Annotated in this window: 22 protein-coding genes and 1 pseudogene; 8 read left to right on the forward strand and 15 right to left on the reverse strand. The window is 67.1% G+C overall.

What is annotated here, in order from left to right:
- Positions 1 to 13 precede the first annotated feature (13 nt).
- From RF637_RS02140 to RF637_RS02150, 3 genes are all read left to right on the forward strand, one after another.
- Positions 14 to 658, forward strand: a complete 645-nt coding sequence (locus RF637_RS02140; protein ID WP_085106443.1) for a GNAT family N-acetyltransferase — start codon at positions 14 to 16, stop codon at positions 656 to 658.
- A 112-nt stretch (positions 659 to 770) separates the two neighbouring features.
- Positions 771 to 1,703, forward strand: coding sequence for a hypothetical protein (locus RF637_RS02145; protein ID WP_368844020.1), 933 nt, complete (start codon positions 771 to 773; stop codon positions 1,701 to 1,703).
- A gap of 80 nt (positions 1,704 to 1,783) precedes the next feature.
- Positions 1,784 to 3,724 (forward strand): CHAD domain-containing protein, encoded by a 1,941-nt coding sequence (locus RF637_RS02150; protein WP_368844021.1) that lies wholly within the window; start codon positions 1,784 to 1,786, stop codon positions 3,722 to 3,724.
- A gap of 187 nt (positions 3,725 to 3,911) precedes the next feature.
- On the opposite strand, the gene RF637_RS02155 is transcribed toward RF637_RS02150, so the two are convergent.
- Positions 3,912 to 5,690 carry an MDR family MFS transporter gene (locus tag RF637_RS02155; protein WP_085106446.1) on the reverse strand — a complete coding sequence of 593 codons (1,779 nt, stop codon included), beginning with the start codon at positions 5,688 to 5,690 and terminating at the stop codon, positions 3,912 to 3,914.
- Entirely contained in the window at positions 5,687 to 6,307 is a 621-nt protein-coding gene (locus tag RF637_RS02160) for a TetR/AcrR family transcriptional regulator (RefSeq protein ID WP_368844022.1), read from the reverse strand. Before RF637_RS02160 ends, RF637_RS02155 begins: the two co-directional genes overlap by 4 nt.
- Before the next feature lie 305 nt (positions 6,308 to 6,612).
- On the opposite strand from RF637_RS02160, the gene RF637_RS02165 reads away from it, so the two are divergent.
- The 5 genes and pseudogenes from RF637_RS02165 to RF637_RS02185 form a co-directional block, all read left to right on the forward strand.
- A complete protein-coding gene (locus RF637_RS02165) occupies positions 6,613 to 7,638 on the forward strand; it encodes a hypothetical protein (protein ID WP_368844023.1) in 1,026 nt (341 codons plus the stop codon).
- Complete coding sequence (locus tag RF637_RS02170; protein WP_368844024.1) at positions 7,635 to 8,858, forward strand: glycosyltransferase family 2 protein; 1,224 nt, start codon at positions 7,635 to 7,637, stop codon at positions 8,856 to 8,858. The genes RF637_RS02165 and RF637_RS02170 overlap by 4 nt, the downstream gene beginning before the upstream one ends.
- Entirely contained in the window at positions 8,848 to 9,813 is a 966-nt protein-coding gene (locus tag RF637_RS02175; protein ID WP_368844025.1) for a WcbI family polysaccharide biosynthesis putative acetyltransferase, read from the forward strand. Before RF637_RS02170 ends, RF637_RS02175 begins: the two co-directional genes overlap by 11 nt.
- Positions 9,810 to 10,352 (forward strand): DUF3253 domain-containing protein, encoded by a 543-nt coding sequence (locus tag RF637_RS02180; RefSeq protein ID WP_368844026.1) that lies wholly within the window; start codon positions 9,810 to 9,812, stop codon positions 10,350 to 10,352. Before RF637_RS02175 ends, RF637_RS02180 begins: the two co-directional genes overlap by 4 nt.
- Before the next feature lie 66 nt (positions 10,353 to 10,418).
- A pseudogene (locus RF637_RS02185) lies at positions 10,419 to 10,553 on the forward strand (M20/M25/M40 family metallo-hydrolase); the annotation flags it as partial.
- A gap of 90 nt (positions 10,554 to 10,643) precedes the next feature.
- Here RF637_RS02185 and RF637_RS02190 read toward each other — a convergent pair.
- The 13 genes from RF637_RS02190 to RF637_RS02250 all read right to left on the reverse strand — a co-directional run bounded on the left by RF637_RS02190 (position 10,644) and on the right by RF637_RS02250 (position 25,246).
- The gene (locus tag RF637_RS02190; protein ID WP_368844027.1) at positions 10,644 to 11,873 is read right to left on the reverse strand and encodes an amidohydrolase family protein; all 1,230 of its coding nucleotides are present in this window, start codon (positions 11,871 to 11,873) and stop codon (positions 10,644 to 10,646) included.
- A gap of 34 nt (positions 11,874 to 11,907) precedes the next feature.
- Positions 11,908 to 12,840: a cation diffusion facilitator family transporter gene (locus tag RF637_RS02195; RefSeq protein ID WP_368844028.1), complete on the reverse strand. Its 933-nt coding sequence runs from the start codon at positions 12,838 to 12,840 to the stop codon at positions 11,908 to 11,910.
- The gene (locus RF637_RS02200; RefSeq protein ID WP_368844029.1) at positions 12,840 to 13,268 is read right to left on the reverse strand and encodes an ArsR/SmtB family transcription factor; all 429 of its coding nucleotides are present in this window, start codon (positions 13,266 to 13,268) and stop codon (positions 12,840 to 12,842) included. The genes RF637_RS02195 and RF637_RS02200 overlap by 1 nt, the downstream gene beginning before the upstream one ends.
- 389 nt (positions 13,269 to 13,657) lie before the next feature.
- On the reverse strand, positions 13,658 to 14,299 hold the full coding sequence (locus RF637_RS02205) for a pyroglutamyl-peptidase I (protein WP_368844030.1): 642 nt from the start codon (positions 14,297 to 14,299) through the stop codon (positions 13,658 to 13,660).
- Between the two features lie 27 nt (positions 14,300 to 14,326).
- A complete protein-coding gene (locus tag RF637_RS02210; RefSeq protein ID WP_368844031.1) occupies positions 14,327 to 14,677 on the reverse strand; it encodes a DUF2200 domain-containing protein in 351 nt (116 codons plus the stop codon).
- Between the two features lie 482 nt (positions 14,678 to 15,159).
- The gene (locus RF637_RS02215; RefSeq protein ID WP_368844032.1) at positions 15,160 to 16,020 is read right to left on the reverse strand and encodes a serine protease; all 861 of its coding nucleotides are present in this window, start codon (positions 16,018 to 16,020) and stop codon (positions 15,160 to 15,162) included.
- Positions 16,007 to 19,363, reverse strand: coding sequence for a type I restriction endonuclease subunit R (locus tag RF637_RS02220; protein WP_368844033.1), 3,357 nt, complete (start codon positions 19,361 to 19,363; stop codon positions 16,007 to 16,009). Before RF637_RS02220 ends, RF637_RS02215 begins: the two co-directional genes overlap by 14 nt.
- A complete protein-coding gene (locus tag RF637_RS02225) occupies positions 19,360 to 20,631 on the reverse strand; it encodes a restriction endonuclease subunit S (RefSeq protein WP_368844034.1) in 1,272 nt (423 codons plus the stop codon). Before RF637_RS02225 ends, RF637_RS02220 begins: the two co-directional genes overlap by 4 nt.
- Entirely contained in the window at positions 20,628 to 22,178 is a 1,551-nt protein-coding gene (locus RF637_RS02230; RefSeq protein WP_368844035.1) for an N-6 DNA methylase, read from the reverse strand. Before RF637_RS02230 ends, RF637_RS02225 begins: the two co-directional genes overlap by 4 nt.
- Positions 22,175 to 22,888: a hypothetical protein gene (locus RF637_RS02235; protein WP_368844036.1), complete on the reverse strand. Its 714-nt coding sequence runs from the start codon at positions 22,886 to 22,888 to the stop codon at positions 22,175 to 22,177. Before RF637_RS02235 ends, RF637_RS02230 begins: the two co-directional genes overlap by 4 nt.
- A gap of 2 nt (positions 22,889 to 22,890) precedes the next feature.
- Positions 22,891 to 23,550, reverse strand: a complete 660-nt coding sequence (locus RF637_RS02240; protein ID WP_368844037.1) for a hypothetical protein — start codon at positions 23,548 to 23,550, stop codon at positions 22,891 to 22,893.
- Positions 23,543 to 24,355, reverse strand: a complete 813-nt coding sequence (locus RF637_RS02245; protein ID WP_368844038.1) for a TIGR04255 family protein — start codon at positions 24,353 to 24,355, stop codon at positions 23,543 to 23,545. The genes RF637_RS02240 and RF637_RS02245 overlap by 8 nt, the downstream gene beginning before the upstream one ends.
- A gap of 66 nt (positions 24,356 to 24,421) precedes the next feature.
- Positions 24,422 to 25,246, reverse strand: a complete 825-nt coding sequence (locus RF637_RS02250) for a hypothetical protein (protein WP_368844039.1) — start codon at positions 25,244 to 25,246, stop codon at positions 24,422 to 24,424.
- Positions 25,247 to 25,325: the final 79 nt, after the last annotated feature.

A 25,325-nucleotide genomic window follows, 5' to 3' on the forward strand; every position in this document is an offset into this window, starting at 1 on the left:
GGTCTCCACCTTCGTGAACACGGCTGCAGAATGGCCGGTCACCCTTCAGTGGGCGCAGCTCGTGCTGCGCCCACTGGCCATGAGTGACCGCGGTGAATGGGACCGGGTGCGCTACCGCAACAAGCAGTGGCTCGAACCATGGGAAGCGAGCAACCCCGAGGCGGACGGCGCGGCGCCGTCGTTTCGTGGCTTCGTGCGCTCCATGACCAAGCAGGCGCGGGAAGGGCAGACCCTGCCGTGGCTGATCACCGAGCAGGACCCCGGGACCCGGCGCCACGAACTCGTGGGGCAACTGACCGTCTCGGGCATCACCCTGGGTTCGTTCCGCTCCGCGACGTTGGGCTACTGGGTGGACGGCGCGCAAGCCGGGCGCGGGATCGCCCCCATGGCGGTGGCCATGGCCACCGACTACTGCTTCGAGCACCTGCGGTTGCACCGGATGGAGATCAACATCCGCCCGGAGAATGCCAAATCACTGCGGGTCGTGGAGAAGCTGGGTTTCCGGGACGAGGGGCTGCGCCCGCGGTTCCTGCACATCGCGGGTGACTGGGCGGACCACCGAAGCTTTGCGCTCACCGCGGAGGAGGTCCCGGAGGGGCTCGTTCGTCGGTTCACGGGCGAGGACCGGGGGATCACCGTCCGGCGCGCGTCTCGCTGACAGCCATGGGAAAAGGCTCCGGACGGCGTCATAACTGCATCGAATTACATTGATGTGAGCAACACGCGTTTGCGTTGCGGGGGATCACGGCGCGGTGTCCTACGCTGAGACGGTGGGATTGTCGTGGGTGAGCAGTTCGGCCGTATTGGCCATTATCATCGTGCTGTGCGTCGTGCGGTTCGCACCGCGCGTGGCTCGGCGCACGAACGCTCCTGTTCGTGCCCAGGTGGAGGCCCCAGAGCTGCAGACCGGTGCCGTGATCCACAGGCAGGAGCGCGTGGGCGCGGAGTCCACTACAGTGCACACAGTAGCCTCATCACACGTCCACGAACGGGAGACGAAAGCCATGGAGACAACGGCACCCGCGCCGGGCGCGACCACAGTCCAGCGCGGTTCCCTGGCGGGGCTGCGGATCAAGTGGGACCGCACCATCATCTTCCTCACCGGGGTGTTGCTGCTCCTGGCCGCCGTGGTGAGCGCTCTCGCCGCACCGCTGACCGCCGTGTCCTGGGCCGTACCCGTGGTCCTGTTCCTGCTGGGCGCCGGGTGCGTGGCCGGTCTGCGCTACCTCGCCGTCACCGATCGTGAACAGCGCGCCGCCGCCCGTCCCGTCACCGCGGACGTCGCCCCCGTGCAGTACGCGATCTTCGACAACGAGGACGAGGACCGCCAGGAAGCCGCTCAGCACGACCGCGAGCTGCACGCGTCCCTGGATCTGCCCGTGGACGGTGAACAGCCCGCCACCGGAACCGCCGAACGTCCCGCGGAACCCGTCTACACCGTCGCCGAGTTGCGCGCCGAGGCCCTCAAGGTAGCCCGCAGTGCGGCACCGGCCGCGTCGAGCGCCACCACGTGGCAGCCGGTCCCGGTGCCCAAGCCGCTCTACACGCAAGCGCCCGTGGTCGAGCGCAGCGAGCCGGAACCCCTCCGCGTGCCAGAGCGCCCGGCAGCCCGTTCAACGTCCCTCAAGGAAGCCATGCGCGCCGGTGAGCAGGAGCCTGCGGCGCTGAACCTCGACGACGTGTTGAAGCGACGTCGGGCCTGAGAGCTCTGCAGAACATTCGTTGACAGCAACGCGCCGCGGCACCCGACCAGGGCCGCGGCGCGTTCCACACAGGGAGCACCATGGTCACCCAACAGGTCGAGATCGAACGCAAGTACGATGTCGCGGGGCAGCGCACCCCCAGGATCAAGCTGCACAAGCTCAAGAACTTCACCGTGGGTGATCCCGTGGAGCACGAGATGAGCGCCACGTACTACGACACCGCCGATCTCGCGCTCGCGCACGCAAAGGTGGCCGTGCGGCGTCGTACGGGCGGCAGCGACGACGGCTGGCACGTCAAGTACCAGGCCGGGCAGGTGCGCGGGGAACTGCACTACGAGCCGCTGAAGACCTCGGTGCAGCGGATCCCCGCTGCGCTGCGCAAGGTCCTTACCGGCCTGACCCTGGGCGAGGAGCTCACCCCGGTCGCGACGATCAACACCCACCGCACGGTGTACCCGGTGCTCGGGGAGGACGGTCAGTACGCGGAGCTGTGCCTGGACGCGGTCAGCGCGCGCGACGAGCGCGGCCGGGTCACGCGGGAATGGTCCGAGTGCGAGGTCGAGCTCACGCGCGACGACCTCACCCAGAAGCAGGCGCGCACGGTGTTCGAGGCCGTGGAGTCCGTGCTGTACGCGGCGGGGGCGGCGCCGTCGTCCTCGGTCGCGAAGATCGCCCGCGCCCTGGGCCAGGACGGTGGCGACTCGGTGCGGGTCGTCGCCCCGGAGCACGCCGCAGAGGCCGGTGCCTCCGACGACGCCGCCCTCCCGGACCACGCCAGTTCCGGCACCGATGACGCCACGTCCTCGGACGGTGGTGTGAACGAAACAGATGCCGCGAAGGCGTCGGCGGAATCGGAGCGGGGTTCGGCCAGGAAGTCCGAGATGACGGGCGATGCGGAGACGGACAAGGACTCCGGCAAGAAGCCGGGCAAGAAGGCCAAGGCCGAGAAGACCGGGAAGAAGTCGAAGAAGAGATCACGGAAGTCCTCGGACAAGGACTCGCAGGCCCCCGCTGCTGCGGAGCCGGAGCCCGAAACGGAGTCCGAGCCGACCGGAGCGGACGTTCTCGCGGCGATGCTCGCCCGCCTGACCGGGGAGCTGCAGCGGTGGGACTTCGCCGTGCGGATCGACGCCCCGGACTCGGTGCACCAGTTGCGGGTGCGCTCGCGGGCGTTGCGGGCCGTACTGCAGGCCGCGCGTGGGTTCGTGACCGAGGACGTCGTCGCGGATCTTGAACAGCGCCTCAAGGGTGTTGCCAGGGTCCTGGGTGATGCCCGCGATCAAGAGGTCGCCCGTCAGCGACTCGACGTGTTGCTCGAGGCCCAGCCCTCCGGCGTGGTGACGGAACAGGCCAAGCAGGAACTGCGTGCCGCGGCCGACCAGCTCGGCGTGGTGGCGGGCCGCACCGTGCGCCGGGAACTCGACGGTGCCGCCTACCTGCAACTCGTGCGGGACCTGCGAGCGCTCGCGGCGGGCCAGGACATCACCGAGGACGCGGCGCAACTTTCGGCCAAGGACTTCGCCAAGACCGTGCTGGGTGCCGCGTTGAACCGTGTGCTCGTCTCCGCCAACGCCAAGGTCCCGGACGCCGATGTCGCGACCGACGTCAGCGACATGGCTGCCGAAGTGGGTCGACGCATCACCCTCCCGGGTCTGGACGCAATGCAGACCGCCGCGGCGTTCGACGTGGTCCACGAGACCCGCAAGGCCGCCAAGTCCGCGCGGTACGTGTCCGAGGCACTGGGGCACGCCCACGCGAAGGCGGGCAAGAAGCGGGTCCGTGCGGCCGTGGTGGCCAAGGACTACCAGGACGATCTGGGCGTGATTACGGACGCCGCCGTCATGGAGGAGTGGTTGGCCCGGGCCAGCCGGTCCTTCCAGCGCACGGGCAAGGACCGCTACGCGGTGGGCCTGCTGCACGGGATGGAGTTGTCCGACCTGCGGGACGGGATGCTCGAGGCGCCGGAGATCCTCGCGGATCTGGTGGAGGACCTGTGCGAGGTACTGCCGTCGGAGGACTGACGAGCACCGCCCCGCCCCTGGGGTGGATCCCAGGGGCGGGGCGGTGCTGTCGCGCGGTTGCGGGCCCGTGATGTCGGGCACTGCATTCGTGGCGGGGCCGTCTCGCCTCAGCGCCCGCCCGGTCAACGCGGAGCGGCTGGTCCCGGGGTGCGAACGGCGTGCATCACTCGGATCCCGGAGCGCTCTTTCAGGCCCGGTGGCGCGGCGCCGGGCGGCCACCGCGTCGGCCTCTGCGCGGCGGGCGGGCCGCGGTCTGCGTGGCTGCCGACGCCTGCGAGGTCTCCCGGGTTCGCGGGAACTCAGAGGCGGCACTGTCCGTCACGGTCCCCGGCTGACGAGGGGATTCTGTGGGGCGGTCCGAGGCGCCCACTGCCGCCTGCGCCTCGGTGGCGGTGGCCTCGACCGTGGAGATCTCGCCCGTGCTCAGGTCCACGCGGGTGGCCAGGGGCTTCTCCTCCACGAACAGCAGCAGCACGAACGCGAGCACCGCGAGCGGGATCATGAACAGGAAGATGGGCAGCAGGGCGTCGTTGTAGGACTGGATCACCGGGTCGCGGAACATGGCCGGCAGCCCGTGCACGCTCTGCGGGGTGAAGGAGTTGGCGTCCATCGCCCCGGCGGACTTGCCCGGGATCTTGGGCAGGTTCTCCGCCAGCAGGTCCTTCAGCCGGGAGATGAACAGCGAGCCCACCACGGCGGAGCCCACGGTGGCTCCCACCTGGCGGAAGAAGTTGCTGGAGGCGGTGGCGGTGCCCACGATCCGGTTGGGCACCGAGTTCTGCACGATGAGCACCAGGATCTGCATGCTCAGCCCGATGCCCGCGCCGAACACGGCGAGGAACACGCACATCCGCACGGTGGAGTCCGAGACCTCCAGGGTGGACAGCAGCCACAGGCCGATGCCCATGATCACCATGCCCACCAGGGGGAACAGCTTGTACCGGCCCGTGCGGGAGACGATCTGGCCCGAGACGATCGAGGTGATCAGCAGGGACGCCATCATGGGGGTCATGAGCAGACCGGCCTGGGTGGCGTCCACGCCCTTGACCATCTGGATGTAGGTGGGCATGTAGCCGATCGCGCCGAACATGGCCACGCCCACCGCGAGCCCGGACACGGTGGTCAGGGTGAAGTTGCGGTCCTTGAACAGGGACAGGGGGATCACGGGGCTGCTCGCGCGGGTCTCGGCGATCACGAAGGCGATGGCCCCGGCCAGGGTGGTGGCGCACAGCAGCAGGATCTGCGGGGAGTTCCAGTCGTACTGGGTCCCGCCCCACGTGCACACCAGGATCAGGCACGTGGTGGCACCAGCCAGCAGGATCATGCCCAAATAGTCGATGCGTTCGCGCTCCTCGCGGGGCCGCCGGGGCAGCTTGAGGAACACGGCCACCGCGATGATGGCCAGGATGCCGAGCGGGATGTTGAAGGAGAACGCCCAGCGCCAGCCGGGACCCTCCGTGATCCAGCCGCCCAGCAGCGGCCCGGCCACCGAGGACACGGCGAACACGGCGCCCATCACGCCCATGTACTTGCCGCGCTCACGGGCGGGGACCACGTCCGCGATGGAGGTCTGGGCGAGGATCATCAGACCACCGCCGCCCAGGCCCTGCACCACGCGGGCGGTGATGAGCCAGCTCATGGTCCCGGCCGCCGCACCCAGGGCGGAGCCCGCGATGAACAGCACGATGGCCGCGATCAGCACGGGCTTGCGGCCGAGGAGATCGGAGATGCGGCCGTAGACCGGCATCATCACGGTGGAAGCCAGGATGAAGCCGGTGATGACCCAGCTCATGTGGTCCACACCGCCCAGGTCTCCCACGATGGTGGGCAGAGCGGTGGAGAGGATGGTCTGGCTGAGGGACGCGAGCAGCATGACGACCATGAGGCTCGCGAACAGCAGTCCGAGGTGGGGTGGTTTCTCGTCCACAGGAGGGCTGGATACAGCCCGGGTGGCGGTGGCGGTCATGAGATCTCCTTGAGAGCGGTGCGGAAGACGCCGATGGCGTGGTCGAGCGCGCGCTGGATGGCGGCGTCGTCGGGTGTGGTGGCCAGATGCGTGTTGGTACGGAACACGAACTTGATGACCGAGCCGGCCAGCAGGACGAACGCGTGGGTCGTCTCCTCCGAGCGGGGAGGGGTGTCGTGCGCGGAGTGTTCGGTGACGGTGGAGACCACGAGGTTCTCCACCGCGGTGATGTGCATCCCGATGCGCCGTTTGAGTTCGGGGTGGGCGCACACCAGTTCGCGACGGCGCGTGGCCAGTTCCGGGGGTCCTGTGGCGTCCCGGAGGACGTCTACGAACAGGCGCACGGTGCGAGCGAACTCGTCCCCGGCGTCAGGATCCGTATAGCGCTCGCGAGCGGCCTCGGACAGTCGCGGCGGGGTGAGCCCCAGCATCGCGTCCTCCTTGGACGAGTAGTAGTTGAAGAACGTCCTGCGGGAGACCCCGGCACGTTCGGCAATGGCTTCCACGGCGGTGTCGGCGTAATTCCCCGACGTCGCGAGCTCCAGCGCGGCGCGATGGATCTCCGCGAGGGTGCGAACACGGTGGCGTTCACGCAGGGAGGGATGGGATTCAGGCACGACGAAAATCCTATGCACGAGTGCAAAGTTGCACAAGTGCAACGAGTGCACGGGTGAAGTGAGTTCCGCCACGACGTGCGGGGTGTGACCGGCAGCCAACCCGGGTCCTTTAAGACGCATGCGATGCCCACCCGGGCCCTCTCGGACGCACCCGGTACCCACCCACCCGCCCGCTCCTGGCCGCCGCGGCAGCCGGACTGCACAACACCTGGGGCCCGAAAATGCACGGATTCTCGAATCCACGTGTTGTTCCGGGACACAGATGTTGGGGGCCGGATGGATGGCCGGGTCGATACAGTGGGGCGGTGACAGTTCCCCTCCTCGCCTGTGTGGGCCCGGCCCAGCACGGTGTCCGCATGCATGCCGAGGCACTCGCGCGGCACACCCCGGAAGCCCGATCGGTGTCCGGCACGGTCGACGAACTCCTGCCCGACCTGCTCCGCGACGACGCCCCCGTGCACCTGCACTTCACCGACCGCGTGTTCGGCGATTCCGCCACGGCCGCCGCGGACACGATCGCCCGGTTGACTCGGGTCCGGCCCGTCTCGGTGACCCTGCACGACATTCCCCAGCCGTCGGACGGCCACGCCTTCGAGGCGCGACGTGCCGCCTATGCGCGCGTCGCGGACCTCGCGCGCACCGTGATCGTGAGCAGCGCGTCGGAACGTCGCCAGCTCGAGCGGTTCGTCGCAGCCGATGTCACCGCCGTTTTCGTGGACCCGCTGCCCATCGATCCGCCGGAGCCGGGGGAGTGGGCGGCCGCGCGACGTCATCCGGCGAACGGCACTCCGAGCGTGGCGATGCTCGGCTTCCTGTATCCGGGCAAGGGCCACGACCGTGTGGTCGCGGCCCTCGAAGGTGTGCGTACCCCGGTTGACGTCGTGGCACTGGGCCGCCCCTCGGACGGTCACGACGACCTCGTCCCGGCCCTGGACGCCGCGGCCCGCGCGCTCGGGCACTCGTTCAGCGCCACGGGATTCCTGCCCGACGCCGCCCTGACCCGCGCCGCGCAAGAGGTTACGGTCCCGGTGGTCGCACCGTCCCACGTCTCGGCCTCCGGATCGGTAGGCCGGTGGATCGCGAGCGGACGCAAACCCCTCGTGACGCCCCACCCGTTCTTCGAGGAACTCGCGGCGCGGGCCCCATGGGCGCTTACGCTCACCGATGACCTCCCGACGGCGCTTGCTCGCGCACTCGAGGATCCCGCCGCCACGTGGATCGATCCCGCCGCGTGGGATGTGACTCAGGTCCCCGGCACGGCTGCTGCCGCCGCAATGCAATGGGAGCGGATCACGGGGGATCGACTCACACCTCGGCGAGGTGCGCTGTGAGCGCGCCGTCGATGAGCGTCATCGTCCCGTACTTCGAGAACCAGCGCGGCCTGGATCGCCTGCTCGCCGCAGTGGCGCAGCAGGACCACCCGGTAGAAGAGTTGGAGGTTGTGGTCGCCGACGACGGCTCCGCAGAGGCCCCCGCGATCCCGCCCGTCCCGTTCACATGCACCGTGGTGCGCCAGGAGGACCGGGGCTTCCGCGCGGGGGCGGCGCGCAATCTCGGGGCGCGCACTGCGCGGGGTGATGTGCTCGTGTTCCTGGACGGGGACATGATCCCCGAGCCGGGGTTCGTCTCCGCGATGCTCACCGGGCTCACCCGTGCGGATGACGGCCACGGCGCGCTCGCGGTGGGCGCTCGCCATCACGCGGCGCTCGACGGCCTCAACGTGCCCGCCGTGCTGCGCTGGGTCGCGGGCGAGGACGTCCCCGGCGCACGTCGGCTGCAGGATCCCGTGTGGCTCGCGGACGGCTACGCCCGCACGGCGGATCTGGCGGACGCGGGGACCGAGGACTTCCGGCTCGTGATCAGCGCGCTGCTCGCAATGGACCGCGCACTCTTCGAGCGCTGCGGTGGCTTCGACGAGACCCTCGTGGGCTACGGCGGCGAGGACTGGGACCTGGCGTACCGCTGCTGGCAAGCGGGGGCGCGCTTCACCCACGTACCGGGGGCCGGGGCGTGGCACGACGGTCCCGACTTCGCCGGCCGCAGTGCCACGCGCGCGGTCAAGGACGCCGAAACCCTCGCCCTCGCCCGGCGGATCCCACTGCGCAGCACGCGCGGGTCGGGCGTCGCGTTCGGCCAACCGTGGGCGGTCGTGCAAGTGCACGGGCACGACGACGCCGCCGAGGCCTACCTCACCGCCGCCCACGTCCTGCGCGACACGGATGCCGGGGTGTGGTTCGTGGACCGCGCGGAGGTCCCGGACGCGCTCGCCGAGGACCCCCGGATCCGGATCGGTGCACCACCGCAGAACGTGCTCGACCGGGCCGTGGTCCTCGCCGATGTCCACGCGCCCCTCACTCTGGACGTGCCCCTGCGTCGGTGGTGCGAGCGCGGGGAAACTCATGTGCCGGGGTTGCTCACGGTGCGTTCCGTGCGTGCCGTGAACCGGGCAGAATCGAATCCGGTGGACGTGGACCCGGACGATCCGCAGGTCCCGGTCCACGCCGCGGACACCGCACGACGACTCGAGGACAGGGTGGGACATGACCACTGAACCGACGAACGACGCACACATCGCGGGCCGCCGGGTGCACTACGGGGACTTCTACGGGCTCAACGAGCTCCCCGACGTCCCGCTGTTCGCGGTGTACGGCAACTGTCAGGCCGAGTCCCTGCGCGTCCTGCTCCACGGCGCCCTGGCCGGTGAGTGGCACGGGGTGCGCTTGCCGCCCGTGCACGAGTTGACCGAGCAGGACCTGCCCCACTTGCATACCCTGCTGCCGCGGCTCTCGCTGTTCGTGACCCAGCCCGTGGCGGCCGGATACCGCGGCCTGCCCCTGGGCAACAACGACGTCCTCCCGCGCTTGGCCGACGACGCCCGGATCGTGCGCATCCCGGTGATGCGCTGGACCGCGCTCATGCCCACGCTCGCGATCGTGCGGGCCCCAGGCGTGGGGGACCCTCCCGTGGCCCCGTACCACGACCTGCGGGTGCTGACCGCCGCGGCCCGGGGTGAGTCCACGGTGGAGCTGACCCGCCCGACCCCGGAGGCAGTGTGGGCGGCACGGGAAGAGTCGCTGCGACAGCTGCGAGTGCGGCAGGACGCGCACCATGCCCTCGATGCCGCCTCGATCCTGGATGCCGCCGGCCCCAATGCCGTGCACGTGATCAATCACCCGGGTAACGGGGTGCTCACGGAGGTCGCTGCGGCGATCCTGGCGGAGGCCGGCCTCAGCGCGACCGTCCCCGATCCCAGGCGGGTGCTGCTGGGCGGGATCCGCGCACCGATCTACGCCAGCACGCTCGAAGTCCTCGGTCACGATCCCGACGACTTGATCGGGGGTCCGCACGACGACTGGATCATCCACGGGGAACACATCCCGGAACAGGACATCGCGGCCGAACACCTGCGCTGGTACGCCCGGAACCCTTCCGTGGTCACGGCCGGTCTGGCGCGCCACGAACAACTCATCTCCCGCCTGGGACTGGATGGGGGGCTGCGCCGATGAGCCCGGAAAAGAAAGACGCGGCGACCGCGGCGTCGTCGGGCCCCGAACGCACTGCGGACGGGCACCACATCGTGGTCAACGGGCGCACATGGCGCGCCACGGACCCGTGCATCCCCGAGAAGTTCCGGGAGGAACTCGTCCGCGAACTCATGAGCGCCCGGCGAGCCGTGAAGTCCAAGGACGAACACGCGCGCGAGCGGGTCCAGGACGCGAAGGTCGCGCTGGGGGAGCGAGGTGACCCGTGGTGGGAGAGCCCCTCGGAGTCCGGGCTGCGGGAACGGCGTGCGGCCACGATCCGTGCGTTGCTGCGGCACCGAGCGGGCACGACGATCTGCCCGTCCGACGTCGCCCGGACCCTGGGTGGGGAAGAATGGCGGGACGACATGCCCGGGGTGCGGGCGGTGGCCCGGGAACTGGCGGACGTGGGGGAGATCACGGTGCAGCAAAAAGGTGAGACAGTGGACATCACCACAGCCCGTGGCCCGGTCCGGCTCGCGCCGGGACCAGAACTCACGGGGATGCCCGCGGACGGGGACTGAAACCGCTCGCCCGGACCGAGGAGGTCGCGTGACGTTCCTGGACGACGCGACATCACTAACGGGAACATGCACGCGTGCGGCCACGACCTGCACACCGCTGGTCTCGTGGGCGCGGCCACACCGCTGAGCGCTCGCCGGGACGACCTGGCGGGCCACGTCGTGTTCATGGTCCAGCCCGGCGAGGAGGGACCCGGCGGAGCGGCGCCCAGGCCGCGGCCCTCGCCGAACTCGCGTGGGAGCGTCTGGCGCGCGCCTGACGTTCCGGTCGGGGGCCGGGGCGGTGCGCCCCGCTCAGCGCACCCGTTCCCCGGCCTGCCACACCCCGCGGACCCGGCCGCGCAGTTGCGTGACGCCCTCGCGGTGGAGATCACCCTGGAGTAGGACCAGATCCGCCGTGGCGCCACGCTCGAGGTTGCCCAGGCACGGTTCCTCGATGAGCTGCGCGGCCGTGGATGTCGCGGCACGCAACGCATGCACCGTGGACATCCCGTTGGCCGCCATGAGCTCGATCTCCTCGAGGTTCTCGCCGTGGGTGCCCACGCCCGCATCCGTGCCCATGGCGATCTTCACGCCAGCGTCGTGGGCCTTGGCCACGGACGCGCTGTGGGCTTGCGCCACGCGGCGGGCCTTCTCGACCACGCCCGGGGGCATGGGCACGCCCGCCTCGTGGGCCGTGATCACCGCGAGCGGGGCCTGCAGCGTGGGGACCAGGAAAGCGTCGTTCTCCAGGAGCAGCTCGATGGCCTCGTCGTCCAGGAAGATCCCGTGTTCCACGGATCGTGCTCCGGCGCGCAGGGCGTTCTTGATCCCGGGGGCACCCTGCGCGTGGGACATCACGTAGGCACCCTGGGCGCGGGCCTCGGCCACGATGACCTCGATCTCGTCCGGGCCGAACTGCGAGTGCTGCGGATCGTCGTCGGGGGACAACACACCGCCCGTGGAGCAGATCTTGATCTGGTCTGCACCGGCCCGCAGGATCTCGCGGGCCTTGCGCCGCACGCCGTCGGGACCGTCGGCCACGCCGTCGGGGCGGCCGGTGTGCGGCGCGAGCATGGGTGAGCACGCACCCGAGAGCAACCAGCTGTCCCCGTGGCCCCCGGTCTGGGACATGATGCTCACCGAGAGTTTCACGCGTGGTCCGCGGACCAGCCCGGTGGCCAGGGAATGCTTGAGGCCGGCGTCCGCACCGCCGGCATCGCGCACGGTGGTCACACCGGCGTCGAGCGTGCGGCGCATGTTGTCCACCGAGCGGTAGAACTGCGTGGAGAACGGTTCCGCGAAACCCGCGAGGGACCCCGCGTTGCTCACGGTCAGGTGTACGTGGCAGTCGATGAACCCCGGGGTGAGCGTGTGTCCCGAACCGTTCACCGTGCGCGTGTCCTGCGAGGCCTGGATCTCACCGTGCGAGGCCACCCGCTCGATGCGTCCTTCGCGCACCAGGACGTCCCTGGTCCCGGAGTGGAAGTCCGTGCCGTCGAAGACGACGACGTCCGTGAACAGCGTGCTGGTGGGTTCCCTCATGGTGTCCTCCCGGGGTGTGGGCGTTGCGGCGGAGTCAGGCGTGCAAAACCTCGTGGGATTCCGAATCGCGAATGTCCGCCGTTTCGATCTGGAACGTGGAGTGGTGTACCGACACATCGAAGTGCTCCGCGACACACGTCTTCACGTCCCGGAGCAAGTCTGCCGCATGCCCATCCTGGAAGCACTCGTCCTCCACGACCACGTGCGCGCTGATGGTGGGAAGGCCCGTGGCGACCGTGGAGGCGTGAACGTCGTGCACGTCCACCACGTGGTGCAGGGCCATGATGTGCTCGCGGAACAGGTCCAGATCCAGGCCGCGCGGCGTGAACTCCATGAGCACCGCTGCGGTCTCGCGCATGATCCGCACGGCGCGGGGGAGGATGAGCGCGGCGATGAACAGTGCCGCCACGGTGTCCGCGCGCTGGAACCCGGTGGTCGCGATCACCACGGCGGCCACGATCACGCCCAGCGAGCCCAGGGCGTCGTTGACGACCTCCAGGAACGCGGCACGCATGTTGAAGTTGCTCTCCCGACTCGAGGACAGCACCAGGATGGCCACCACGTTGCACGCCAACCCCGCGGCGCCGAAGACCAACAGCTCCGTGGGCGGTACCTCGCGCGGTTCCACGAGCCGCCGGACACCCTCCACAGCGGCGAAGATCCCCACGCCCAGCAGGAGGGTGGCCTGGCCGAGGGCCGCGATCACCTCCACGCGCCGGAAGCCCCACGTGTGCTTGGAACTGGCCGGGCGCGTCATCAGGTGCGCCGCGACGAGCGCGACGAGCAGCCCGATCGCATCCGTCAAGGCGTGGACGGTGTCGGTCAGCAGGGCCAAGCTCCCCGTGATCACCGCCCCCGCCGCCTGGGCCACGACCATCCCCGCGGTCAACCCGAAGGCCACCCGCAGTCGCCCCGGGTGTCCCGTGGCCCCCGCGTGGGTGTGCCCGTGTACGTGTCCGGCGCCCATTACTCGGCCTCCCGTCCCGACGACGCCGCCGCCCCGCCCCGCACTGCAGCGGTCCCGGTGGCGGGTCCCTGCGGGGGGTGGCGCAGGTGAGCGCACAGCACCGCGTCGGTGCCGGTGGCGTGCAGGATGCGTTCCGCGGCTGCGATCAGGGCCGCGAGTTCATGGGGGCGGGTGAGCGAGTACCACGTGGCGCGCCCCTCCGGCCGTGCCTGGATCAGGTGGCACTCCACGAGGAAGCTCAGGTGCTTGCTCACCGTGGACTGGGCCAGGCCCATGTGCTCCACGAGGTCCCGGACCCGGTGTTCCCCCGAGGCCAGGTGCTGCACCACGGCCAGCCGGGTCGGTTCACTCAGGGCCTGGAACAGGTGCGCGTACGCGGCGGTGGCTCGTGCATCCAACATGGGGAGCTCACTTACTTCAATCGCCATAGAGCGATGATATCGCTGCACACCGCATGCGGGAAAGCGTGGGACGATGTGTCGCCCTGGCCGCCGCGAACGACGCCCACCCCGCGAGCCTGCCCGGCGTCGTCGAGCTCCAGAATCCTGGCTGAGTCGCGCTTGCTGACCAGGGGAGTGCCCCCGTGGAAGACAACGGACCACGGTGCGTCCAAGTTTTCGGTCACGGTCCGGGGCTCACCCAACGACGACGACGCCGCGGCCGTTTCGCTCGGGTCGGCTCGGACGTCCGGTCGCCGTTGCACGAGGTCAGAAGGAAAAGGCCGGACACAAGGAACGCGGTGGCTGCGGGACGTGATGTGGACACCATGCTGAGGTCCTTTCGGGGCCGTGGCGTGGATCCGGCCTACCGGGGCTGTTCAGGCCGACTGCGATCCTGACTCAAGGGCGACGGCGTGGACAGCGGCCGCCAGCGCGTGTGTAAGGTCGTCGAAACTCAGCGCTGAATCCGCGGGGGTGTGATCCGGGTCGGTCTCGGCACCGATCCCCGCTGATCCTCTCGACCTGACCGCGGGTACGTGGATGAACGCGGCGGGCAGATCCGTGCGGTGCAGCGCGGTCCAGAAGACGGCGTTGCATAGGAAAGCGCCTGCGTCGTCGGAGACCTCGGCCGGGATGCCCGCGTCCCGGACGGCATGGGCGAGCGCGGAAGGTTCAATGCGGGACTCGAGGCGTTCGGGACCCTCGGCCAGAGGAGCGGCGTCGCGGACCCCGCCGTCGTTGTCCGGGATGCGCCCGTGCCCCAGGTTCCTGGCCCACCGCTCAGGGGTGACGGCCGTTCGGCCGCCCGCTTCACCCACGGCCACGACGGCGTCGGGCCGGTGTTCCTCGACGGCCCGCAGCAGCGCGGGACCCGCGCCGGACCACGTGACGGGGAGGATCGCCGTGGCGATGCATACGCCGTCGCTCGGCGCGACCTCGCGGAGCATGTCGACGGCGACGCCGCTCGCGTTCTCCGTCTCTCCACCGAAGGGCTCGAAGCCGGTCACGAGGATCTTCATGGGCTCACAGTATCCGCGCGCGGCGGGTCAGCCTCGGAGGATCTTCTCCATGGCCATGTCCTTGGCGAGCTCGTCGACGAGCTCGTCCAGGTAGCGGATCTCCCGCAGGAGGGGTTCCTCGGCCTCCTCGACGCGCACGCCGCAGACCACACCCGTGATGAGGCAGCGGTTGCTGTCCATGGCAGGGGCGTCGGTGAAGAAGGTCTGGAAATCGACGTCGTTTTCGAGCTGGCTCCGCAGCTGCTCGGGGGAGTATCCGGTGAGCCAGCAGATGATCTGGTTCACCTCGTCCTTGGTGCGGCTCTTCTTCCCCGCCTTGGTCACGTAGTGCGGGTACACGCTGGCGACGCTCGTCGTGTAGCTGCGGTGCTGGGGCATGGGGGCCCTTCTGCCGGGGGCTATGGGTGGCGATGCACGTGTGTCCCGGAAAGACATGTCCTTGGCGAATCGCATGTCTTAACGGGGCACAGATGTTCGCGACGGTCCGGCGGCCGCGCTCCCGACTCCATCGATCGGGAGCGCGGCGCGCGGACAGCAAAGATCCCGTGCCCTTCCGGACACGGGATCTGAGAAAAATGTGGACGCAATGGAACGCTGCGGGAACAGGCGACCACGGGTGGAGAGGCTTGTTTCCGCGTGGAATCAAGGGATTCGCGAGGGGATTGAGGCCGAGGGAGAGGCCGACGACCCGCTCATCGCGGCGGCGGCGGAGGCAAGGAGACTCACTCGAACACGGCTGACGGAGGCGGAAGTGGACGCTATGCGAACAGCCCGCGCCAACGGTGTCAGCGTAAGCGCGCTAGCGAAACGCTTCGGCATCCACCGGGGAACCGTCTGGACGAAGACTCGATAGACGAACGTCACGCAAGTGTTTCCGCTGACGGCGGAGACTCAAGCTGGATGCCTTTGCTTTGTACAAGTACGTCGACCGTTTCTTGGATGGCTCCGGCCTTGTACACGATTCCGAGGTCGATCATGTCGCTGAATGTCGCGGCCGGTGTGCCCTGGGTAAGAATGATCTGGCCAAGCACCTGACGGGTGTGCACAGCAGCGACGACGCCTGCGAGATAGAACCTTGAACCAATGTTCGTCGCCCCGCTACGGGTCATATACATCCCCCTGTCGTAGATCACCACTGGGCTCCCGCTGGATCCCGGAAACACAGATGCGTCGATAAGGAACGACGGTTGGCCCCGATAGTCGTTGTAGATTGGGGTCGCAGTCTGCCCTCGCCGGACGATTGGCATCCAGGACGCAGTATCGAACAGGCCGTTGGGGTATCCCACAAAAAGGACTTGCTCGATACCGTCAAGCTCGTCGGCTTGCTCCTGGGTCAAGAAGTTCTCGGGATCGAACGCCCGAAAATAAGGCGGCGCACCGTTGTTCGCCATGGCCGTCATGACTTCTCCGAACGGCATAACCGCGATGTCCACATTGGGATCAGGGTGCCCGATCCAAGTTTGCCCAGGGACGACACCGGACACTGTGATCTGGGTAGCGTGTTTGCTGGGCGCGCCGGTCTCTGCCGCCACCATCCTGAAGGTGATCTCTGAGAAGTCCCCGAGCACGTGCTTGTTCGTGGTAAGGATCGGAAGGATGCCCTCGGGGGTGTGGTAGCTGACCACGAATCCTGTACCTGTTGAGACGCCTCCTGGCGCGGCAGCCTCAATATAGACCGTCGTGAAGAACAGCTGATCTGCAACCGTTTCAACGGTACGCATGGCCACCCTCTCTACCTGGCATGGGACGCTCCGGCTGCAATTGCGCCGCAACCTGGGCCGCAAACGCTGGATCGGCGTGGATGCGGGCAACGACATCGTCAGCGACCTTGTTCACGTCGATCGGGCCGCCGTACTCGATCTGCACGTGTTCGCCTGGGTAGCTGAAGTCGATGCGGGGCGAATAGGCGCTCTCACCGTTGTCGCCATAGGCGGTGAGGACGTGGTCGAAGACCAACTGCACCTTGGTGTGGAAGATGTCGACGGTGTACGGCACCTCGGGCAGGCTCTGATCGAGGACGCGACGGATCGTACTGTTGACGTCGTTCGTAGTGGCAACTTTGCGCCGCCAGTCCTGCACGAGCTTCTCATTGAGGTGCTCCAGCAGCTGCTTGGCGCTGGCCTTGACGGTCTCCCGCTCTGCGGCGGTCAGGACGGGGTCCGGCTGAGTCAGCAGGTCAAAAATCGCGAGCTCTTCCTCAGTCATGCCCTCTCGAACGGCCCGTTCTTCCTCGGTGGTCAGTGTCTGGGACAGTTCGATGAGACGACGCAGGTACTCGTCGATGTTCACGCTGCCTGCGTTGTAGTCCTCGATGAGCTGTTCAATGCGTTCGACAAGCTCGTAGCGCGTGGGGTTCCGCAGAGCGGCCCCGATCGCCTGCTGCCGGAGCACCTGCGCGAGGCGATCGGTTTCGGCGCGCCGCCGGCCTGCGAATTTGGCGGCGAGTCCGTCGAAGTCGATGAGCGACAGGTCAATCAGCGGGTCGGGGTTGGTGCCTTCGGCTGCGGCCCGGATGACGTACTCCTCCGCACCGACCGAACGGTCGAGTAGCGCGTCAACCGCGTCGGATACTGCCGAGATGTCAGCCTCGGGCGGGCGTGTGACTTCGACGATGCGCTCGTGGAGCACCCGGATCGCGGCGACGGTGCGCTGCTGGGCTCCGGCCTTCGGGTTCGGCAGGAGCGCTTTGAAGACCTTGCGCACTTGCCGCGCCTTACCGGTGAAGTCGTTGCGGGTCTCCTCATCGACCAGCAGCGCCTCGACCGCAGCGTCGCGCTTGGCGATGTGGTCGAAGCCTTCCGCGTCGCGCATCGCCAGGAGGTCAACACCGGCATTCGCACAGAACGAGGTCAGCTCGGCCACCGCAGCGTCCAACTCGCCCGCGAGTGCGTCGATGATCTCGATGGGCGACTCACCCGCACTTGCGGCCCCGTAGATTGCGAGCGCCTTCTCCAGGTTCCTGAAGACGCCGACATAGTCAACGATGAGGCCGTTGTCCTTCTCAGGGAAGACGCGGTTGGCGCGGGCAATGGTCTGCATCAGGGTGTGGTTCTTCATCGGACGGTCGAGATAGACCGTCGAGACGCTCGGGGCATCAAAGCCGGTCATCCACATGGCGCAGACGAAGACGAGCCGCAAAGGGTCGGCGGCGTCTTTGAACTTCTCGGCGAGGTCTTCGCGGTTCATACGCTCGCGATGGGGGCGGATGTCGAGGCCCTGGTCGTCGAGCGTCTTCAGCTCGTTCTGGCTCTGCGAGACGACCACCGCCATATCGGTGGTCTCCATCAACTCGATGCGTGAGGCGAGCCAGGGGCGCTCCAGCTCAGGTAGCGCGTCGTGCTCGGCGCGCAGTTCGGCCAGGTGCTCCGCCCACGCCTCCTGCACCAGGGCAAACATGCGCACGGCGGCGGCCTTGTCGAGGCCGACGTACATCGCCTTGCCCGCGAACCCTCGCCCGACGAAGTGCCGCACCAGATCAGATGCGATGGTCTTCAGTCGCTCTGGGCGGGTCAACAGGGTGTACTGCGTGCTGAACTCGCGCGCCAACGCGCCCTCGGCGTCTTCATCCAACTCGGCTGCTTCGAGGAGTGAGTCAAGTTCGTCGGAGAAGTTCTCGTTAACCAGTTGCAGCTCAGGGATGCGGTTCTCGTAATAGAGCGGCACGGTCGCGCCGTCTTCGATGGCATCGCGGAAGTTGTAGATGCTGACGTACTCGCCGAACTGCTCCCGGGTCGCCTGCTCTTCACCCGCGATCAGCGGCGTGCCGGTGAAGCCCATCATCGACGCGTTCGGCAGTGCCCGGCGCATGTTCAACGCCAGGGTGTCGTATTGACTGCGGTGCGCCTCGTCGGTGATGACGATGATGTCCGAGCGCTCCGAGAGCACAGGCATCTCCCGCTCGCCCGCAGCCTTGGACGGCTGGAACTTCTGGATCAGCGTGAACACGTAGCGGTGATCGGCGGCCAGCAGCTCGCGAAGATGAGCGATGGATGCCGCGTGAACCCGCGCCTCAGGCGGAACTGCCCCGGCATCAGCGAACTCACCGTGAAGCTGGGTATCGAGCTCGGTGCGGTCGGTGACCATCACGAACGTCCACTTGCCAGCGATCTGACGCAGCACCTTCTGCGTGAACCACAGCATCGACAGCGACTTGCCCGAACCCTGGGTGTGCCAAAACACACCGAGTCGCTTGTCCTGCTCGGCACGAGCCCGGCGCAGGTTCTCGATGGCTGCGTTCACACCGAGGTACTGGTGCGAGCGGGCGACGTTCTTGATGAGACCGCCCGGACGCTCCAGGTACGCGAGGAAGTTCTCAAACAGGTCGAGCAGGATCGCAGGGTCACATGTACCCCGGAGTGCGGTCTCCAAAGCGACCGCGCCACGAGTACCCGCGGCGTCGATAACCTTCCAGTCGCCGAAGAACTCCCACGGCGAGTACGTCGCCCCGACCTTCGCCTCACTGCCGTTGGAGAGCAGCACAAAGCAGTTCGGGATGAACAACTGCGGAATGGTGTCGCGGTAGTCGGTCAGGTTGTCGTCGTACGCCGACTTTAACGCGACGCCCGGCTCCTTGAACTCCATCAACACCAAAGGCACACCGTTGACGAACAGAGCGACATCGAGACGGCGGGAGTGCAAGTGGCCCTTGACCCACATCTGCTGTACCGCCAACAGATCGTTATCGGAGGGGTTCTTCAGGTCGAGGTAGCGCAGCGTCTCGGTGCGCTTCTCACCGTGATCATCTGTCCACTCTGCACGGTAGCCGTCACGCAGCAGGTCGTAGACCTCACGGTTCGCACGCACCTGATTCATGACGGAGCGATCCTTGGTGAGCACCTCAATGGCCTCGTTGATCGACGTGTCGGGAACCTGGGCGTCGTTGAGCTTGCGCATCGCGAACCGCAGGCGGTGGGTGAGCACCACGTCGTGCTGGGAGTCACGCCCGAGCGTGCCCTGGGGGCCCAGCGTCTCCTGGAACGCGTCGATCTGCGCCCAGCCGAGTTGCCCCAACAACTCCATGCTGGGCTTCTCAACGTAGGAATACTCAGGGCCGATCGGTGTCATGACGCCACCCGCTCCTCCATCAGTACGTCAAGGTTGAGCGACGATATGTCGATCTGACCGGTGACGAGCTTCGGCAGGAGTAGGTCGCGCAGGCCAGCCAACGCGGAGCATTCAGCGCGCAACTTCCAGCTCAGCTCGTGCATCGGAGCCACCTTCTCGGCGAAGGCTGCGTCAATCGAGGCATTCGGCACGGCGACTGTCGCTTCCTCGAAGTCGACAGCACGAACCGCTGGGTACGCCGAGCCAGTGGCGCGCCCAATGAGCCAGTCAGAGAAGGTCGTCGTCGAGGTTGCCTCGAACAAGAATGCCGAGGAAACAGTCGTCGGGGATAGGACAGCCAGGCCTGTAGAGGCGATCCAGTCCTCTCCCGGGGCAACGACCAAGGCATGGGCTCTGCGATTCGGTCGTACCGTCGCCCAAACGGTGTCACCAGGCTTGATGACTCGCCGCGCTCGACCGGGCGCATCCGCGCCTTCGACCGCGTCCAACTCACCAACCTCGCGTTCCGCGAGCGCCGCTATGTCGAGGTACCGGAACACTTCATCTGGTCTGGGCTTGCGCGACGTCTGGTTGACCTTCGCGATCGCAGCGAGGGGCTGCACCTCCCACCCCTCGGGGATCGGGCCAAGGGCGGAGTCGACCAGGGGGACGTCCTCGTGGCCGGGGTAGCGGAACTTCACGAACCACTCGCGGTAGATGGTCCTCGCCATCTCCTCCAGCACCGCCACCCGCCGCCGGTTGTTCTCGATCAGGTCATCGATCCCGTCGAGTAGCTCAGCGATTACCCGCTGGGTCAGTATGTCGGGAACCTCGACCTGTACGGACTGGATACGTTCCGGGGCAGTGTGTCGTACCTTCGCGCCCGTTGCCGTCGCATAAAGCTGCCGACGCACGACGGCTGCGTTCATTAGGTGATAGACGTACCGGAGGTCGAGCACCTCCGGGTCAGTGATCTCAATCAGCCCAATTCGCTGATTGTGCAGGTAGGTGTCGTCCTTCGGAATGGTTGCCGTGCTCCCCAGGAGGCCCTGCGCCTGCTCAGTCATCGCAGTCACGACATCGCCTCGTTTGAGTAGAAACTGCTCGGGGTAGGTGCCGTCGTAGAACTTCTCAGTGCCGTTCTTCGGCTTGAAGCCACCCCCGTCATGGAAGTTGCCCGGAGTCAGGACGATCTGCTCCCCGGCGTCCCGGAAGTACTCACCCTTGAAGGCCCATCCGTGCTTCACGCGCAGCCCGCGGCCGAGTTCAACTTCTCGCCAGCCGCTCATACGTCGAGAATCCCTTTGAGGGCGGCGTCGACCTTGACCCGGAGGTTATCGGCCTCATTGCTCAGGAGCGTGAACTCCTCATACAACTCTTCGAGCTTGGCCACAAAGTCCTGGTCATCCTCCTCGACCGCGGCTGAGCCGGTGTAGCGGCCGGGGTTGAGGCTCCACCCCTGGGCTTCGATCTCAGCGCGAGTGGTGACTTTGCAGAGCCCCGCGACATCCACGTACCGCCCGATGGGGAAGTTCTCGGCCAGCAGCGCCTCGCTACCCGCTACGGTCTCGACCTCTTCGCCCCGGTAGAGGCGGACGACGTTGGCGAGGAACTCGATCTGTTCGGGTGTGAAGTCCCGGTGAGCGCGGTCGATCTGGTTGTAGATTTGCCGGGCGTCGATGAACAGCACCGTGTCTTCGCGTGGGGTGCCGAGCTTGGCCTTGTCGAGGAACCACAACGTCACCGGCAGGGTGACGGTGTAGAAGAAGTTGGAGCCGATGGCGATCATCACATCGACCGCGCCCGACTCGACGAGCTGCTTGCGCAGGTCCTTCTCGGAGTGTCCGGCATCGCCCGCGCTGTTCGCCATGACGAACCCGGCGCGACCCGTCGGTGCGAGGGCTGCGTAGAACTGCTGAATCCAGAGGTAGTTGCCGTTGTCAGCCTTGGGCAGGCCGAAGGGAAAGCGTCTGTCGCCGGTGAGCTGTTCCTTCTTGATCTTGTCGACGTTGAACGGCGGGTTGGCCATCACGTAGTCGAACGCGCCGACCGCGCGATGGGGGTCTTCGTAGTAGCTGTTTGCCTGGCGGATGTCGCCAGAGAGCCCGTGGAGGGCGAGGTTCATCTTGGCCAGTGGCACGGTGTCTTCGGTCTTCTCGGTTCCGAAGACCGAGAGCTTGCGGGTCGCAGATTCGTGGTGGTGTTCGACGAATTTCGCGCATTGCACGAACATGCCGCCCGAGCCACAGGCCGGGTCGAACACGCGGCCTTGGAAGGGTTCCAGAATCTCGACGATCAGCCGAACGATCGAGTAGGGCGTGAAGTACTCGCCGCCGCCCTTGCCCTCCTGGGCGGCGAAGTTGGAGAGAAAGTCCTCGTAGATGAACCCGAACGCGTCGCCTTCGAGCTGCATCGGCAGTGGTGCGAAGAGGCGGAGCAGCTCGATCAGCGTCGGGCGTTCCAGCTTCTGGTAGCCGCGGGGCAGGATGTCTTTCAGTTCGGGGTTGGTGGCCTCGATGGCCTTGATTGCGTTATCCACGGCCTTGCCGATGTCATCGCCCTCAGGAAGCCCGACCAGGTATGACAGCCTCGACTCGTCTGGAACGTAGAGTACGGACTTCGCCTTGTAGTCGGCGACGGTCGCGGGGTTCCGTGCGGATGCCCGCGACTCGACATCTGCTCGGATCGCTTCGAAGCGGTTCTCGGCGTAGGCGAGAAAGACCAGCCCGAGCACCGGGTCGCGGTACTGCACCGGTGTCAGCTTCGAGTTCGCGCGTAGCTCGTCGGCCGCGGCCCACAGGGTGGCGCGCACCTTGGCGAGGTCTGTCGTTCTCAAACGCGGTTCCGTTCTCTCAGTTCCTGGCGCATCGCGCGGCGGATCATGCTGTGGGACTGCGGGTTCTTCAGCAGCTCCTGATGGGTGGAGCCATCCCGATCGGCGCGCAGCCAATCCATGCAAGCCTGAGTCGCCGCCCGAAGATCGGCGCCGATCGCCTCGTCGCACCACTCCTCAATCAGATCCGTTTCCTCATAGAAAGCAGCGGTCTGCTCGTGGAACGTGTGCGTGGGAACCACGACACGCGAGCTGTAGTGCACCCAACGCTGAAGAAGGAGATTCACTCCGAACGGCGACAGAGAGGCGACTCGCGAGGCCAGCAGGTCAGGCGCCACCGTATAGAGGTTGTCGAAGTTCGCCGCCTGGTGCTGGCTCTGGCTCACTACGTCGGGACGGATATCAGGCAGCGGCATCAGGTTGTAGTTGCCGCCCACCCAACCCGGCTCGTCGATCTCCTTGCGATTTGTCACCTCGGCAACAAGGACCTGCCAGGCAAGGTCGACGCCGTTCGTCCGCATGGAGCAGGGATGTTGGAGGACGACAACGGAACGCGCTTTCGTCCTACCTGTTGACCCCGGGAGTTGCACGCCGGTGAACACGTCACCGGTGAAGATGGGTCGGGTCGTCGAGATCTCGTCGCCACGCGCACGGTAGAGGGCATCCCAGTCCGGGACACCCTCTACGTACGGGGATTCGAGGTCGTGGCTCAAGATCAGCCCTTCATGCGGATCGATCGGTTGCCGTCGCCCGCTTCGAAGACCTCGAAGTCTGATCGGTACCGTTCGCGCCAGTCGGGATCGAACTCCGACAGCAATGCTTCGGGGTCCACGTGACCGGTCGCGAACTCGAACACGAGGTCAGCGCGATTGGCGGCGTAGAGCACGATGGGCGTGACAGGGGCAGACGGGGAGAGCGGCATCTCGAACCAGGAGGCGATCTCGTCGACCATGTAGTGACTTGTGATCAAGTCGCACGCGGCAAGCAGGCTCGCAATCCGAATGCGGCTGTCACCCGACGCCTTCTCTCCCTTTCGCCACTTCTGCACGGCGGGCACGCTCACGCCGACCATCCGTGCGATGTCACGCCACGCGAACCCGAGATCAGCAAGCTCCGTGAGCATCGACATCACACTGGCCCGGCCGCGCTCAGCTGCCGCCGTCCGCCACTCATCCTCGTGAGTACGCTTGTGGAGGTCGTCAACATCATTGTGGAGGGCGCGAGCCACGCTCCGAATCCCACCGACTTCCGTCGTCAGACGGGGAGGCGTGAGTCGAGTCTCCGTCAGATTCCGAGTGAAGGTGGAGTCGCCCGCGGTGGCACGCGTGCCCAGCGCCGACTCGACAGCGGCGTTCCGCACCAAGGTGTCAGTCATTTCGCAACACTTCCTCTCGTAGTCGATCCGTGATCACGCTCTCAAAGACTCCACGCACGGGTTCGTGCAGTGCGTCTGCCTGGCGCAGGATGACCTCTGCGTCGAACTCGGGCACCTCGTCGGCTGCCTGCCAAAAACTGTCGATGTCCAGCTTGAACAGTGGCCCAGGAGGAGGCAACGGACGGCGCAACTCGGGAGTCGATTGCACGGCGTAGTCGCTCTGCGCCCCGTACCTCAGCACCAGCGCATGATCACTGCCACCGGAAAACACGAAGACACCTTCGTTCACCACCGGCGCAAGCCCCAACTCCGCACCGACATGCGCGGGGCCGAGCAGCGAAGCATCCACCCACTGATCCCAGTCTGGCGCGCTGCCACCGTTCTCGGCGGGAACCCTGATCTCGTCGATGTACCGGAGACCGATCCGCTCGACTCCGACCGGGGCCGCAACGGCCAGGCGGGTCTGGAGCACGACATCGAGCAATTCACGCATCCTGTCGTAGCTGCCGTAGTCGGTGGTCTCGATCACGAGGCTGTCCGCGCGGACCGACAATGCAGTCCGTTTGTCGCGGCTCGTCCACCTCGGGAAGCTGCTGACGACCTGCTGCTGCGTGGGCGGACCGTCCGGCCCTGCCTGCACGGTGACGGAGACCTCGTTCATCTCACTCGGCAGGGGAAGCAGCTGCTTGATCCGCGCGGACACCTCCGTGACCTGTTTGCGGTCAAGTGGCTCGCACAGCGGGTGCCGCACCTCGATCGCCATCAGAACGATAGGTGCGCTCGGGTAAATCTCTCGCTCCCTCACACCAACGATCCTACCAGTGCTGAAACCGGAACAGTAACCAAACGTGATCGGTCGTCACGCGCAAGACTACGGCACACGAGGAGGTTCCTCCGGGTCCCGTCGGGTGAAGCGTTGCATGTTGCGTCGGACGTTGGTCGCCAACCAGGGTTCCTCATTAGCTGGCTCGGCAGGGTCGGGTGGCTCGTAGCTTGCAGCACGCTTGACCAGGGCCTCGTAGAGCACTTCGACGTTGTTGTAGAGGTCCCAGAACCTCGGCTGGTCTGGGCTGAAGGCCGGGTCGTCGCCGCCTCGGACAGCTTCGATGAGTGCCCAGATCACGTTCACAAGCGCGTCGTCGTTGGCGAAGACCTCGCGGATGCACTCACTTCGCGGGTGGGGCACATCGATGCGGCGCTCTCTGACCTCAGTGACGACGCGCTCCACGACCTGAACCTGCACTGCACCGTCGCGATGGGCTCGGCGGTCTTCATACGCAGCCTTGCGGCAAGCCGGGGAGCAGTAGATGCGCGGCCTGCCCGCCGGCTTCACAGCCTTGAGCTTGCCGCCGCAGCGGGCGCACTTCGTCGGCAGCTCCACGGAGCGGCCGATTCGGGTCGTGCGGTCAAGACGCCGTTGTCTGGCCTTGTGCAGTTCACGGAGCCGGGCCGCTTCGTGTGGGCGAAGCTCGCTTAGGAGCACGATCAGGCGTTGCTCCATCGCCCTCTGCCCAGGCCTTCCAAGTTCGTCGCTCGGCGCGGCGAAGAACCTGTCGAGTACCTGGCCGTTCAGGGTGGGGATCGCCGCGGTGGCTTCGAGGAGTTCGTCTTCGTCGCCGGATTCGAGGGCGGCGAGCCATCGCTGGTAGCGGGCGTCGAACTCCGCCTCGTCGGGGTCGTAGCGTTTGAGGGCCATGTTCTACGGTACATCGGTTTCGTCACCGACGTAAGTAGCGAATCCTCGATGTGCAAGACGCGTGTCGTCTCTGTGAGGA

It is taken from the genome of Kocuria sp. CPCC 204721 (assembly GCF_040980945.1).
In the GTDB taxonomy this organism is placed as follows: domain Bacteria; phylum Actinomycetota; class Actinomycetes; order Actinomycetales; family Micrococcaceae; genus Kocuria; species Kocuria marina.